General features: G+C 70.3%; 13 protein-coding genes and 1 riboswitch. Of the genes, 7 read left to right on the top strand and 6 right to left on the bottom strand.

Annotated elements, in window-relative coordinates:
• Positions 1-95 precede the first annotated feature (95 nt).
• Entirely contained in the window at positions 96-707 is a 612-nt protein-coding gene (locus ABEA30_RS09605; RefSeq protein WP_345582245.1) for a DUF2975 domain-containing protein, read from the top strand.
• Position 708: 1 nt separating this feature from the next.
• A complete protein-coding gene (locus ABEA30_RS09600) occupies positions 709-927 on the top strand; it encodes a helix-turn-helix domain-containing protein (RefSeq protein ID WP_345582243.1) in 219 nt (72 codons plus the stop codon).
• A gap of 70 nt (positions 928-997) precedes the next feature.
• On the opposite strand, the gene ABEA30_RS09595 is transcribed toward ABEA30_RS09600, so the two are convergent.
• Positions 998-2512 (bottom strand): acetyl-CoA hydrolase/transferase family protein, encoded by a 1515-nt coding sequence (locus ABEA30_RS09595; RefSeq protein ID WP_345582241.1) that lies wholly within the window; start codon positions 2510-2512, stop codon positions 998-1000.
• A gap of 178 nt (positions 2513-2690) precedes the next feature.
• Between ABEA30_RS09595 and xylA the strand changes: the two genes are divergently transcribed.
• Positions 2691-3869 (top strand): xylose isomerase, encoded by a 1179-nt coding sequence (xylA, locus tag ABEA30_RS09590; protein WP_345582239.1) that lies wholly within the window; start codon positions 2691-2693, stop codon positions 3867-3869.
• 92 nt (positions 3870-3961) lie between these two features.
• Here xylA and serB read toward each other — a convergent pair whose 3' ends face one another.
• The 4 genes from serB to ABEA30_RS09570 all read right to left on the bottom strand — a co-directional run bounded on the left by serB (position 3962) and on the right by ABEA30_RS09570 (position 8520).
• A complete protein-coding gene (serB, locus tag ABEA30_RS09585; RefSeq protein WP_345582238.1) occupies positions 3962-4828 on the bottom strand; it encodes a phosphoserine phosphatase SerB in 867 nt (288 codons plus the stop codon).
• A gap of 60 nt (positions 4829-4888) precedes the next feature.
• Positions 4889-6304 carry a S1C family serine protease gene (locus ABEA30_RS09580; protein WP_345582237.1) on the bottom strand — a complete coding sequence of 472 codons (1416 nt, stop codon included), beginning with the start codon at positions 6302-6304 and terminating at the stop codon, positions 4889-4891.
• A 160-nt stretch (positions 6305-6464) separates the two neighbouring features.
• Positions 6465-7901 (bottom strand): ATP-binding protein, encoded by a 1437-nt coding sequence (locus tag ABEA30_RS09575; protein WP_345582235.1) that lies wholly within the window; start codon positions 7899-7901, stop codon positions 6465-6467.
• A gap of 88 nt (positions 7902-7989) precedes the next feature.
• Positions 7990-8520: a response regulator transcription factor gene (locus ABEA30_RS09570; protein ID WP_345582233.1), complete on the bottom strand. Its 531-nt coding sequence runs from the start codon at positions 8518-8520 to the stop codon at positions 7990-7992.
• 23 nt (positions 8521-8543) lie between these two features.
• Here ABEA30_RS09570 and ABEA30_RS09565 point away from each other — a divergent pair, with 23 nt between their 5' ends.
• Complete coding sequence (locus ABEA30_RS09565) at positions 8544-9278, top strand: gluconolaconase (RefSeq protein WP_345582232.1); 735 nt, start codon at positions 8544-8546, stop codon at positions 9276-9278.
• Here ABEA30_RS09565 and ABEA30_RS09560 read toward each other — a convergent pair.
• The gene (locus ABEA30_RS09560; protein ID WP_345582230.1) at positions 9259-10254 is read right to left on the bottom strand and encodes a class I SAM-dependent methyltransferase; all 996 of its coding nucleotides are present in this window, start codon (positions 10252-10254) and stop codon (positions 9259-9261) included. The genes ABEA30_RS09565 and ABEA30_RS09560 overlap by 20 nt on opposite strands.
• Before the next feature lie 22 nt (positions 10255-10276).
• On the opposite strand from ABEA30_RS09560, the gene ABEA30_RS09555 reads away from it, so the two are divergent.
• The 3 genes from ABEA30_RS09555 to ABEA30_RS09545 are packed head-to-tail and all read left to right on the top strand — an operon-like array spanning position 10277 to position 13201.
• Positions 10277-10819, top strand: coding sequence for a histidine phosphatase family protein (locus ABEA30_RS09555; protein ID WP_345582228.1), 543 nt, complete (start codon positions 10277-10279; stop codon positions 10817-10819).
• A gap of 10 nt (positions 10820-10829) precedes the next feature.
• Positions 10830-11768 carry a cobalamin biosynthesis protein gene (locus tag ABEA30_RS09550; RefSeq protein WP_345582226.1) on the top strand — a complete coding sequence of 313 codons (939 nt, stop codon included), beginning with the start codon at positions 10830-10832 and terminating at the stop codon, positions 11766-11768.
• Entirely contained in the window at positions 11765-13201 is a 1437-nt protein-coding gene (locus ABEA30_RS09545; protein ID WP_345582224.1) for a cobyric acid synthase, read from the top strand. Before ABEA30_RS09550 ends, ABEA30_RS09545 begins: the two co-directional genes overlap by 4 nt.
• 16 nt (positions 13202-13217) lie before the next feature.
• A riboswitch (cobalamin riboswitch) is annotated at positions 13218-13351 on the top strand.
• The last annotated feature ends 3 nt before the right edge of the window (positions 13352-13354 follow it).

The raw sequence follows: 13354 nt of genomic DNA, 5'->3' as shown, positions 1-13354 counted from the left end.
GGGTGGTCGGCGGGGCGCTGGGCGTATCGAAAGACGTTGTGCATATCGAGATTCGATGCTATCGTTTAACGATATACAGACCGAAGGGGGCTGACATGGCCAAGGATCGCATCAAGTTCGACGACTCGGACTTCCAACTCACCAAGATCGTCGGCGCCGGCGTCGCCGTCGTCACGGCGATCATCTCAGTCGTGATCCCCATCATCACCTGGGCCAGGGGCGAGCCCCTCGACACCGAGGTCTCTCCGGAGGTGGCGGGGCAGGCGTTGGCGGGTGCCGAGCCGGGCGTCTACCTCGGGCATGGTCGGGAGATCCAGGCGACCTTCACCGACGCGGGGCTGGGCCTGTGGTTGGCCTCGCTCGCACCGGCGGTGTTGTTCGTGATGATCCTCGCCGTGGTTGTCTGGCTGCTGTGGCAGCTCTTGGATGATGTCCGCGGCGGCCACCCCTTCACGCTTGCCAACGTGAGGCGAATGCGCGCCATCGCCATGGTGATCGTGGGCGGCTCGGTGCTGCTGTTCCTGGCGGGTGGCGTCAGCAACGGGATCCTGTCGAGTGCCGCGGTGGAGGGCGTCGACGCGATGTTCATCGCCGGCGGTGACGCGCGCGACCTGCTGCTGCCCGGCGTCGGCTTCCTGATCGCCGGGCTCGCAGAGGCGTTCCGACGGGGGATCGAGCTCGAGCAAGACGTCGAGGGGTTGGTCTGACATGGGCGAGCCTGCCCACCGCGTGGTCTGCCACCTCGACGACCTGCTCGAGGCCCGCGGCATGACGCTCGTGGCGTTGGCTGAGCAGGTGGGCGTGACGCCGGTGAACCTGTCGGTGCTGAAGAACAACCGCGCCAAGGCCATCCGCTACTCCACGCTCACCGCGCTGTGCGACGCGCTGGGCTGCCAGCCGGGGGACCTGTTCACCGTCCAGCGCTGAACTTGTCGCTTCCAAAAGAGGGGTCAGGTGTGGATTATCCACACCTGACCCCTCTCTTGGTAGGGATGTGTCAGACCGCCATGGTGCCGGTCTCGAGGAACCGGACGTGCCAGCCCAGCGCGCTGGCCAGGTCGTGCGGCGTGTGCATGCCGTTGGCCTTCTTCTCCGCCAGCTTCACGTACTCGCGCAGGGGCTCCTTGTAGTCGGGGTGCGCGCAGTTGTCGATGATCGCCTTGGCGCGCAGGCGCGGGGCCAGGCCGCGCAGGTCCGCCAGGCCCTGCTCGGTGATGATCACCTGGACGTCGTGCTCGGTGTGGTCCACGTGGTTGACCATCGGCACGATGCAGGAGATGGCGCCGCCCTTCGCCGTCGACGGCGTGACGAACGACGAGATCCAGCCGTTGCGGGTGAAGTCACCCGAGCCGCCGATGCCGTTCTGCATGCGCGAGCCCATCACGTGCGTGGAGTTCACGTTGCCGTAGATGTCGGCCTCGATCATGCCGTTGCAGGCGATGACGCCCATCCGGCGGATGGCCTCCGGGTGGTTGGAGACGTCCTGCGGGCGCAGCACGATCTTCTTGGAGTAGTGGGCGGCGTTGTCGTTCATCTTCTCCGCGGCCTTCGGGGAGAGCGAGAACGCGGTGGCGGAGGCGACGGTGAGCTTGCCCGAGTCGAGCAGGTCGACCATGCCGTCCTGGATGACCTCGGTGTAGGACGTGAGGTTCTCGAACGGGCCCTCGAGGAGGCCCTGCAGCACCGCGTTGGCGATGTTGCCGACGCCCGACTGCAGCGGCAGGAGGTTCTCCGGCAGGCGGCCGACCTTGACCTCGTGGCCGAGGAAGTCGAGGAAGTTGCCGGCGATGGCGCGCGAGTCGTCGTCGAGGTGCTTGAAGGGGGTGTTGCGGTCAGGCGAGTTGGTCTCGATGATCGCGATGACCTTGTCCGGGTCCACCTTGAGGACCTTGTCGCCGATGCGGTCGCCCGCGGTCTGGATGGGCAGCGGCACCCGGTTGGGCGGCAGCGCGCCGACGGGGGAGTAGATGTCGTGCATGCCGAAGAGGCCCTCGGACTGCCACTCGTTGACCTCGATGATCACCTTGTCCGCGTGCTCGAGGTAGGTGCGGTTCATGCCCACCGACGACGACGGGATGATGTCGCCGTCCTCCGTGATGGCGGTGGCCTCGATGACGGCGAGGTGCAGCTTGCCGAGGAAGCCCTGCGACACCTGGGGGCCCATGTGGGACAGGTGGATGTCCTGGTAGTAGGACACGCCCGTGTTGATGGTGTTGCGCATGTCGGGATCCGACTGGTACGGGGCGCGGTACGAGATGCCGCCCGTGCGGGCGAGGGCCCCGTCGAGTTCCGGAGCCGTGGACGCGCCGGTCCACACGCCGATCCTGAACTCCTCGCCGCGGTTGTGCGCGGCGTCGATGATCGCGGCGAGCGCCTCTGGGAGCGCCTTGGGGTAACCGGAGCCGGTGAACCCAGAGAAGCCGACATTCCATCCGTTCTCGACCAGGGCGGCTGCGTCGTGGGCCGACATCACCTTGTTCCTGAACGCCTCGTAGCGGATGCGACCTGACATCTGTCCTCCTTGAAGATTTTCGGTGGCGTGGCCAACCATACCGGCTGGGCCCTGCGCGGAGCCGCTGGGTCGAAATTGATCGGATGTCCTCGCTTGACCGGTCACCCGAGATGTTTTAGTCTTGAAACGAAACAAAGTAGTTGGGGCGATGATCGTCCGCAGGAGGAAATCAACCACCATGAACCACACACCCACTCCCGAGGACAAGTTCTCCTTCGGCCTCTGGACCGTCGGCTGGACCGGTACCGACCCATTCGGCACCAGCACCCGTCCCGCGTTCGACCCCTGGGAGTACGCCGCGAAGCTCGCCGAGCTCGGCGCCTGGGGCATCACGTTCCACGACAACGACGTCTTCCCGTTCGACGCCACCGACGAGGAGCGCAGCTCGCGCGTCGGCAAGCTGAAGGACGCCGCCGACAAGGCCGGCCTCGTCATCGAGATGGTCACCACCAACACCTTCTCGCACCCGGTGTTCAAGGACGGCGGCCTGACGGCCAACGACCGCTCCGTGCGCCGCTTCGGCCTGCGCAAGGTGCTGCGCAACGTCGACCTGGCCGCCGAGCTGGGCGCCAGCACTTTCGTGATGTGGGGTGGCCGCGAGGGCACCGAGTACGAGTCCTCCAAGGACCTGTACGCCGCGCACGCCCGCTACGCGGAGGGCCTCGACACCGTCGCCGCCTACATCAAGGAGCAGGGCTACGACCTGCGCATCGGCCTGGAGCCCAAGCCCAACGAGCCGCGCGGTGACATCTTCCTGCCCACGATCGGCCATGCGCTGGCCCTCATCGCCACGCTGGACAACGGCGACATCGTCGGCCTCAACCCCGAGGTGGGCCACGAGCAGATGGCCAACCTCAACTACACGCACGGCCTGGCGCAGGCGCTGCACTCCGACAAGCTGTTCCACATCGACCTCAACGGCCAGCGGGGCCTGAAGTACGACCAGGACCTCGTGTTCGGCCACGGCGACCTGATCAGCGCCTTCTTCACCGTCGACCTGCTGGTCAACGGCTTCCCGTTCTCGCCCGACGCGCCGCGCTACGACGGCCCGATCCACTTCGACTACAAGCCGTCGCGCACCGAGGGCGTCGAGGGCATCTGGGATTCGGCCCGGGCGAACATGGAGATGTACCTGCTGCTGGCCGAGAAGGCGAAGGCCTTCCGCGCCGACCCGCAGGTGCAGGCGCTCATGAAGGAGGCCAGCGTCGACGAACTGGCGCAGCCCACGCTGGCAGAGGGCGAGTCGATCAAGGATTTCCTCGCCGCGGAGGAGGAGTTCGACGCCGACGCCAAGGGCGCCCGCGAGTACCGCTACGTCGAGCTGTACCAGGCGGCGCTGCGCCACCTCGTCAGCTGAGGGCTGGTCGAGCTGATGGAAGCCCCCGTGCCGTTCAGGTTGCTGAACGGACCGGGGGCTTCGTCATGCGCGGGCCGCGCGGGCCGCGCGGCTCAGCCGGCGTTGAAGGCGAACGCGGCGACGGCGTCGAGGCGGGCGAACGGGATGGCCACGTCGGCCGCCGCTGCCGTCACGGGCTTGGCGCAGTAGGCGACGGAGAGGCCGGCGGCGTCGAACATGTCGAGGTCGTTGGCCCCGTCGCCCACGGCGACGGTGAGTTCCGGGTCGATGCCGTGGGCGTGGGCGAAGCGCAGCAGGTCGCGCGCCTTCTGCTCCCGGTTCACCACGGTGCCGATCACCCTTCCGGTCAGCCGCTCCACCCCGTCGACGACCTCGGTCTCGAGTTCGTTGGCGTGGCAGAAGTCGAGCCCCAGCCGCTCGGCCAGCGGCCCGACCAGTTGCGTGAAGCCGCCGGAGGTGACGCCCACCTTGGCGCCGACGGAGCGCGCCGCGCGGATGAGTTCCTGCGCGCCGGGGGACAGCGTCATGGCCGGGGCCACGTCGTCGAACACGGCGACGGGCAGCCCACCGAGGGTGGCGACGCGTTCGCGCAGCGAGGCGGTGAAGTCGAGCTCGCCGCGCATGGCGCGCTCGGTGATCTCGGCGACCTTCTCGCCTGCGCCGGCGTGGTGCGCGAGGAGGTCGACGGCCTCGGTGGTGGTCAGCGTGGAATCCACGTCCATCAGCAGCAGCCTGGCCGGCTGCGCCGCCAACGGCCTGGTCAGGACCCCGACGGCGACGTTGCCGGCCACCGCGCGCAGGGCCTGCCGCAACTGGTCGGGCTCGTCGTGGCGCGTGTAGACGTTGACCCGCTGGCCGTACGCCGTGCGGTCCACCGTCTTCGAGATGGGCGTGGGGATGCAGGCGAGCAGGGACTCGGGAATGGGGCCCATGGCCGCCAGCGTCACGCGGATGTCCATGGGCCCCAACCTTAGAGGGGAAAGCGCGCCGTCGTCGTCGGGCGCCCAAGCGGTGGAGCGTCAGTTCGGGGCGGCGATCGGCGTGACCGACACCTTCTGCTCCTGGCCCTCGCGCAGCAGCGTGATCTCCATCTCCTCGCCGACGCGGCCGGCGCGGACGAGCGCCACCAGTGACTCGGTCGAGGTCACCGGCTGGCCGTCGACGTGCGTGACCTGGTCACCCACCTGGAGGCTCGCCTGCTCAGCGGGGGAACCGGGCACGACCTGGACGATCTCCGCACCGAGCGGGCCGTAGGTCTGGACGTCGCTGGCGCTGACGCCCAGCTGCGGGTGCTCGGCGCGGCCGCTGGCGATGAGCTGCTCGGCCACGTACTGCACCTGGTCTGAGCCGATGGCGAAGCCGATGCCGATGTTGCCCGCCTGGCTCTGGCCGGCCGACGGCAGCGAGGCGATCGACGACGTGATGCCCACCAGTTCACCGGCCGTGTTGACCAGCGCGCCCCCCGAGTTGCCCGGGTTGATGGCGGCGTTGGTCTGGATCGCGGCGGTGACCACCACGTTGTCGGGGGTCTGCTGGGCGACGGTCTCGTTGGTCACCGCGCGGGTGGTGACGGGCCGGTTCAGGGCGGAGACGATGCCGGTGGTCACGGTGTCGGCGAGCCCCAGCGGGTTGCCGATGGCCATGACCTGGTCGCCCACCTCGAGGGCCTTGGAGTCGCCGTAGCCCATGACCGCGAGGTCCGACGGCGGGTCGATCATCTTGATCACGGCCAGGTCCGTCGACGGGTCGTAGCCGACGGCCTCCGCGCGGTAAGCGGTGTTGCCGAGCAGCACCGTGATCTGGCCGCCGCCCGCCGCGCTGGCCACGACGTGGTTGTTGGTCACGATGTGGCCCGCGCCGTCGATGACGACACCGGAACCCTGACTGCCGGAGCCGCCGCCGGAGACCTGGATGGCGACGACGGACTTCGACGCCACCTCGGCCACCGCGCTCCAGTCGGGGTTGGACGGGTCCGCCTGGACGACGGTGGTCTGCTGCCCGCCGGACGGGTCCTGGCTGGTCTCGGTGGAGGGGCTGGCGCTGGGCGACGTGGAGCTGGCGCTGGGCGAGGCGACGTCGTCGGCGGCGTAGCGGGAGGCCACGTAGCCGGTGCCGCCGCCGATGCCGCCGGCGAGCACTGCCACGGCCAGCAGTCCGGCCACGCGCGAGCCGCCCTTCTTCCGGGGCGCCTGCACCGCCGTTGCGCTGGAGGCCGACTGCGGGTAGCCCGGGTACGACGGGCGAGGCGGGGGATAGGCGGAGTGCTGGAACGTCGGGCCCGACTGCTGGTAGCTCGGCCGCGGGGGGTACTGCTGCGCGGGCTGGGACGATTGCGCGGGCTGCGACGGCTGGCCCGGCTGGGCCGGCGGGTTCCACTGCGACGACTCGCGGCTCCACGGATCCGGCTGCTGGTTGTGCTGCTGCTCGTTGCTCATCTGGGCTCCTTGGTGGGTACGCGCCTAGACAACTACCCCAGTCTATGAGGTTCCTGTGAGGCCTCTTTGAGCCAGCAACGCGATCTTTGACCTTGCCACCATCTTCCCCGCGTCTTCACGCAGTGGGAAGTGGTGCGGCAAGTGGGTGGTGAGTTCGTGCTCACGTTGCGCGACGGTATCGCTGGCGCGGGCTTCGGGTGGGTTCCAGAGCTTCGAGTAGGCCCTCGTTCAGCAGTTGGTTGATTGCGTTCTGGATTGATGTGCGACTCAGACCCGTGAGTTCGCGGAGCTCTGCGGTACTGGCTGATTCACGGTCAGCCATGAGGTGCAGCACGCGCTCTCGTGTTGTGCCTCTCGCCTCCTCTGCAGGCGCTACGCGACGCCTCCGGAAGATGACCGTGAAGCTGGCGAGATCATCGCGTACCTCGATGGGGGGCATCAGTGCCTTGCGCAGTGCTTCCTCCATGACCGCGAAGCCTGTTCCTCGGTTTTCGGCCACGAGGCCCCCGCCTGGCAGCTGCACATGTTCCAGCAGGGTGCTCAGCCTCTGGTTGCGAGTTGAACTCAAGCCAGCGTGCCCCAAAGTGCGCTTCGTCACCGTTCCGTAGAGACCCCCTGGGTTGGTGATCTCAAGCCTGTCGACGAACATGTTGACTTGAACCTGGGTGCCTCGTGCTGAGGGGGAGTAGTCGCGATGCATCAGCGCGTTGACGACTGCTTCACGAACCGCCGCAAGGGGATAGTCAGGGAGCTCGCGCCTGTAGGGGCCTTCCATGATGGCCCCGGTCGCCATGCTCCTGGCCACCATGGCAACGGACTGTTCGACCAGCTCCGGAATCGGGCCGGTCAGCGTCTGGCTGTCGAGCAACCGGAGCCCCTCGGCGATGTCGCCCTTGGTGGTCCCCGGGAAGTGCGCGAAGGACACCGTCAGCCGAGGGAAGAACCCCTGAGGGTACTCGCCCATGGCCAGTATCGCGGCGAGCGTGGGGGCTCCCTCCTTGACCACGTGCAGGCGTTGCATTGCGATGTCGTCGCCTTGTGAAAATGTCCGTCTTCTGACGTGGCGTTGTGAATCGAGGTAGCTGACCAGCGCCTCGGGCATCACGTCCGCCAGGGTTGCCTGAGGCACCGGTTCGTCGTCCCAGGTGGGCTGGCGGTGTTCCTCCACCAGCCGGTCCACTTCGTAGGCGTCCAGCCGCTGGTCGCCATCGCCGACACGGATGAAGGCGCCTTGGTACCGACCACGCGCGGTGATGTAGCAGGGCTTGTCGCGCGGCTGGAGCTCTGGAATCCGTGCGAGCAAGAGTGCGCCATCCTCGTACGGCACGATGTCCAGAGTGCCCCGCACCGGTGGAGTCAGCTCATTCATCCGGCTCGCGAGTTGATCCCGCGCCTTACGCGCGTCGAAATCATCAACGGGCGCAAAACCTGCCCCTTCGGCGAGCCCGACGATGATGAGGCCGCCTGCTGTGTTGGAAAAGGAACTCAGCGTCTCCAGGATGTCCTTGCCCACCCCGGATTTGATCTCGATGTCTTGCTCATCAGTTCCGACCAGGCGCAATTCGGCGATGAGTTCTGTCAGGGCTGGAGCTTCCATGACTCTCTTCCCACAATGGCTTCCCACATAACTTACCAGGAAGCTTACCGCCTGGTAAGTAAGTGGTAAGTCAAGGGGTCCTCACGGCTCAGGCGCGGATGATCCGGCGCTCGATCGCCGCCGCGACCGCACCGGCGCGGGTGTCTACGCCCAGCTTGGTGTAGATGTGCGACAGGTGCGACTTCACCGTCGCCTCAGAGACGAACAGCTCGCGCGCCATCTCCCGGTTACCCAGGCCGCGCGAGAGCAGCTCGAGCACCTCCACCTCGCGCTCGGTGATGGTGGTGGCGCCCGGCGTGGTGCGGCGCACCAGCGTGGCGGCCACCGACGGCGCCAGTACCGTCTCGCCGCGCGCGGTCGAGCGGATGCCGGCGAACAACTCCTCCGGCGGCTGCGGCAGCGCGCGCAGCGCGGCGGTCACTTGTGCGCCGCCCACCTCGCCGTCGCCCAGGCTGAGGTCCATCGGCACCACGTCGGGCGACGTCCCGGCGACTGCGGCCAGCGCGGCGTCGAGCCCGTCGGCCTCCGCCACCACGGTGAGGCCCTCCTGCCCCTCGACGAGCGCCCTCAGCCCGGCGCGCACCACCGGGTGGTCGTCGACCAGCACGATCCGGATCATCGGGAGCCTCCATCGATGGGTAGGTGGACGGACACGGTGGTGCCCTCGCCGGGGGCGCTCTCGACGTAGGCCGCGCCGCCCAGCGCTGCCGCGCGGTCGCGGATGCCGGTGAGCCCGTGGCCGCGGGTGTCGGGCGGGGTGGTCTCGGCACCGCCAATTCCGCCCAGACCGAGGTGCGGAAGGACGCCGGAGCCGACGGCCGGTTCACCGCGCGCGGCATCACCGTCGACGCCGAGGGCCGCGTCTACCTCGCCGGCGGCCCCAACGGCCTGAACACCGGGCCGCAGGTCTTCCGCGTAGCCGACGACGGCTCGGGCTTCCAGGCGACCCTGTGGGCCGACGCCACCGACGAGATCGTGGTCTTCACCGGCTTCAACCTCGGCGGCATCGTGCTGACGGCGGACCGCAGGGCCCTCGTCGTGGCGCAGGGCACCACTGGCCAGCTGTGGCGCTTCGATTCGGTGACCGGCGGGGCCACGCCGGTGGCCACCGGCGGCGCGGACCTCACCAACGCCGACGGCCTCGTGCGCCAGGGCAACCGCCTCACCGTCGTGCGCAACTTCACCAGGAAGGTCGCCACGCTGCGGCTCGCCGCGGACGGCACCGCGGCCCAGCTCATCGGCCAGGTCGACACCGCGCCCGACCGCGTGCTCACCACCGCCAAGGTGTTGCGCGGCCGCATCCTCTACGTCGACAGCAAGTTCGACGAGACGGTGGGCCTGCCGCCCTACGAGGTGGTCACCGACCCGACGACGTGACCGTGACCGTGTAGTGCCGATCCTGCGCCACGACGCGGGTGGGGCCGAGCCTTTCGCTGAGCGCCCGGCGGTACGGCAGGTGCGAGTTGTACACGCACCACAGCTGGCCGCCGGGCCGCAGCACGCGCGAGGCCTCGTCGAACATCTTGAGGGTGTCGGTGGAGTCCTTCGCCACCCCCTGGTGGAACGGCGGGTTGGTGACGATGGCGTCGACGCTGTGGTCGGCGTAGCCGTCGAGCCCGTCGCCCCAGGTGGCGTCCACGGTGAGGCCGTTGACCTCGGCGGCGACGGCGGTGCCGGCCACTGCCGACCAGCTCACGTCGCGGGCCAGCACGCCCATGCCCTCCTTCGCCAACCACATGGCCACCGAGCCGTTGCCGCAGCCCCAGTCCAGCACGGTGCCGGCCTCGAGCCGCGCGTGGTCGCCGCCGCCGGCCAGCGCCATCAGCAGAAGTCGCGTGCCCGGGTCGACCTTGGTGCCGCCGAACGTGGCGCCGTAGGCGGCCACGGCGAACCCGAGGTCGTCGTGCTGGCGCACCTTCGGCCAGTCCGACTCCAGGCCCTGCGGGCCGTACGCCCGCAGGACGCGTGACTTGGAGCGGCCCAGCGACGCGTTCACGGCCGCGAAGTGCTTGGCGAGCACCTCGTTCATCGAGTAGTTCATGTGCCGGATCCGCGCCCCGCCGAGGTACGTCACGTCCGGCGCCCCCTGCACGACGGCGGCCTGGTGGTCCAGGGCGGCCAGGCTCTTCGGGAGGCGGGCCAACGCCAGGTCCACGCCGCCGAGGTCGTCGGGGTGTTCGACCAGCAGCTCCGGGGCCACCGAGGCCGCGTCGCGCCAGTCGTCGCAGAAGACCCGCACGTCGGGGGTGATGCCCAACGCGCCGTCCACCAGTTCGGGCGCGTCGAGGATCGCGACGGCGGCAGCCTCCTTCGGGGCCTCGTCCCAGATCAGGTCGTCCACGGCGTCTCTCATGGGTCAACCCTAGACTTTGCCCGTGATCTTGCACCTCGTCCGGCACGGACAGTCGACGTGGAACCTGCAACGCAGGCTGCAGGGCCAGACCGTCGACGTGCCGCTCACCGACCTCGGGCACGCGCAGGCGCACGCCGCGGCGGCGGGCCTGGTGGGACGGCGCATCACCGCGATCTGGTCCTCCGACCAGGTGCGCGCACTGCAGACCGCCGGGGCCATCTCGGACGTGCTCGGGGTGCCGGTGCAGGCCTGCGCGGCACTGCGTGAGCAGGCGCTGGGCCGGCTCGAGGGCCTCAGCTACGACGACCTCACCGAGGAGCCCGTGCCCGACGGGGCCCACCTCTCGGAGGTGCGCTGGGGCGGCGGCGAGTCCGTCCGCGACGTGCACGGCCGCCTCTCGGGCTTCGTCGCGGGGCTCGCACCCACCGACGGCGAGGTGGTGCTCGTCTCGCACGGCGACACGCTGCGCATCCTGCTGGCGGTGCTCGCGGGCCGCGGCCACCGCGACGTGGAGTGGCTGGAGTTCGGCAACGGCGAGGTCCGCACCGTCGAGGTGGCCCGATAGGGTTCGCTGCGTGATCTCCAGAGCACTCGGCCTCGCCCTGGGCGTGGTCGCCGACCAGCTCCTCGGCGACCCGAAGCGCCACCACCCGGTGGCCTGGTTCGGCACGTTCGCCGCGCGCCTCGAGGAGCCGCTGTACGGCGACGACGTCGTCGCCGGTGCGGTCTACGCCGCAGCCACCGTGACCCCGGTCGTGGCGCTGGGCGTGGCCGCCGAACGGCTCACGCGCAGCCGGCCGCTGCTGCACACCGCCGCCACCGCGCTGGCCACGTGGGCCGTGCTCGGCGCCCGCACCCTCGTCCGGGAGGGGGAAGCCATGGCCGACAGCCTGGAGGTCGGCGACCTGGACCGCGCCCGAGCGCAGCTGCCCAACCTCTGCGGCCGCGACGCCAGCCGGCTCGACGCCCCGGAGCTGGGCCGCGCCACCGTCGAATCCATGGCGGAGAACGCCGCCGACGCAGCGGTGGCCTCGCTGTTCTGGGGTGCGATCCTCGGCGTCCCCGGGCTGCTGGCGCACCGCGCCGTCAACACGCTCGACGCCATGGTGGGGCGCCGCGACGAGCGCTACGGCCGCTTCGGCACGGCCTCCGCGCGGCTCGACGACGCGCTCGACTACTTCCCGGCGCGCATCACCGGCGCCCTGGCCTCCGCGTTGGCGCCCACGGTGGGAGGCCGGGCGCGGCAGGCCTGGACCATCACGCTGCGCGACGCCGGCAACCACCCCTCGCCCAACGGCGGCTGGTGCGAGGCCGCGTGGGCGGGAGCGCTCGACGTGCAGCTGGGCGGGCGCAACGTCTACGCCAGCCGGGTCGAGGACCGGGGGCTGCTGGGCGACGGCCCGCGGCCCGGCGCGTGCGAGGTGCGCAAGGCGGCGCACCTGGTGACGCTGGTGACCGGGGCTGCCACCGTGCTGGCCGCGGGCGCGGCGCTGTTGCTGGGGCGGCGCCGATGAGCTTCCTGGTGGCCGGCACGTCGTCGGATGCGGGCAAGTCGCTGATCACCGCCGGCCTGTGCCGGGCGGCCCGACGCCGGGGCATCGACGTGGCGCCGTTCAAGGCGCAGAACATGAGCAACAACTCCATGGTGGTGGCCGACGGCGAGATCGGCCGCGCGCAGTACCTGCAGGCCATCGCCGCCGGGGTGACGCCGTCGACCCTGCTGAACCCCGTGCTCCTGAAGCCGGGCAGCGACCGGCGCTCGCACGTGATCCTGCGCGGGCAGCCCGCCGGCGAACTGCGCGCAGGCGAGTACGCCACCGGGCGACGGCTGCTGGCCGAGGCGGCGCACGACGCGTACCGCGAACTGGCCGCCACGCACGACCTGGTGATCTGCGAGGGAGCGGGCTCGCCGGCAGAGATCAACCTGCGCGAGGGCGACTACACCAACATGGGGCTGGCAAGGGCCTTCAACCTGCCGGTGCTGCTCGTGGGCGACATCGACCGCGGCGGCGTGCTGGCCGCGCTCTACGGCACCTGGGCGCTGCTGGACGACGACGACCGGGCGCTGCTGGCCGGCTACCTCATCAACAAGTTCCGCGGCGACCAGGCCGTCCTCGACCCGGGCCTCCAGGAACTCACCCGCCGCTGCGGGCTGCCCGGCTTCGGCGTGGTGCCGTGGCTGCCGGGCATGTGGGTCGACGGCGAGGACGCCCTCGAGGTGGCGCGCTGGCGCGGCGAGGGGAAGGCCGACGGCGGGCTCACCGTCGCCGTCGTCCGGATGCCGCGCATCTCCAACGCGACGGACGTGGACGCGCTCGCGGCCGAGCCGGGCGTGCAGGTGAGCGTCACGACGGACCCCGCAGTGGTGGCGGCGGCCGACCTGGCGGTGCTGCCCGGGTCGCGCGCCACGCTGCACGACCTGGCCTGGCTGCGCCAGAGGGGGCTGGCCGACGCGGTGCTCGCCCGCGCCGCGGCCGGGCGGCCGGTGCTGGGGATCTGCGGCGGGTTCCAGATGCTGGCCCGCGCCATCGTCGACCCCGTGGAGAGCGGGGGCGCCGCGCCGGTGCCGGGGCTGGGGTTGCTGCCGGTGGATGTGCGGTTCGAGGCCGACAAGGTGTTGGGCCGCCCGAAGGGCCAGTGGCGGGGCATCCCGGTGGAGGGCTACGAGATCCACCACGGGCGCACGTCCAGCTGGCCCGGCTCAGGGGCCGAGGAGTTCCTCGGCGGCGTCCGGGTGGGGCAGACATGGGGCACCATGTGGCACGGTGCGCTGGAGTGCGACGGGTTCCGCCGCGCCTGGCTGGCCGAGGTGGCGTGCGCGGCCGGCCGCGACTGGGTGCCCTCGGCCGCACCGGGGTTCGCCGAACGGCGCGAGCAGATGCTCGAGGCCGTGGCCGACGCGCTCGAGGAACACGCTGACGTGGAGCGCCTCCTGCAGCTTGGCTGACCCCGCCGTCGGGCCCCTGCGGAGCGCCTGCAAGGATGGGCGCCAACGCGCAGAGCGTCAGAGGAACCCGGTGCGACCCCGGGACGGTCCCGCCACTGTGTGCCCCTGTCAGGGGTGAGTCAGGAACTCTGTCTGCGCGGCCACTTGTCCGGG

This window comes from Tessaracoccus lubricantis, assembly GCF_039544535.1.
Lineage (GTDB): Bacteria > Actinomycetota > Actinomycetes > Propionibacteriales > Propionibacteriaceae > Arachnia > Arachnia lubricantis.
Note: the sequence above shows the minus strand (reverse complement) of the source record. Positions and strands in the feature narration are given on the sequence as shown.

Excerpts from the sequence above, each read along its gene's own strand:
- xylA (WP_345582239.1), top strand. The coding sequence starts at position 2,691 with ATGAACCACACACCCACTCCCGAGGACAAGTTCTCCTTCGGCCTCTGG.
- ABEA30_RS09570 (WP_345582233.1), bottom strand. The coding sequence starts at position 8,520 with ATGATCCGGATCGTGCTGGTCGACGACCACCCGGTGGTGCGCGCCGGG.
- ABEA30_RS09580 (WP_345582237.1), bottom strand. The coding sequence starts at position 6,304 with ATGAGCAACGAGCAGCAGCACAACCAGCAGCCGGATCCGTGGAGCCGC.
- ABEA30_RS09600 (WP_345582243.1), top strand. The coding sequence starts at position 709 with ATGGGCGAGCCTGCCCACCGCGTGGTCTGCCACCTCGACGACCTGCTC.
- ABEA30_RS09595 (WP_345582241.1), bottom strand. The coding sequence starts at position 2,512 with ATGTCAGGTCGCATCCGCTACGAGGCGTTCAGGAACAAGGTGATGTCG.
- ABEA30_RS09575 (WP_345582235.1), bottom strand. The coding sequence starts at position 7,901 with ATGGAAGCTCCAGCCCTGACAGAACTCATCGCCGAATTGCGCCTGGTC.
- ABEA30_RS09560 (WP_345582230.1), bottom strand. The coding sequence starts at position 10,254 with ATGAGAGACGCCGTGGACGACCTGATCTGGGACGAGGCCCCGAAGGAG.
- ABEA30_RS09545 (WP_345582224.1), top strand. The coding sequence starts at position 11,765 with ATGAGCTTCCTGGTGGCCGGCACGTCGTCGGATGCGGGCAAGTCGCTG.
- serB (WP_345582238.1), bottom strand. The coding sequence starts at position 4,828 with ATGGACATCCGCGTGACGCTGGCGGCCATGGGCCCCATTCCCGAGTCC.
- ABEA30_RS09605 (WP_345582245.1), top strand. The coding sequence starts at position 96 with ATGGCCAAGGATCGCATCAAGTTCGACGACTCGGACTTCCAACTCACC.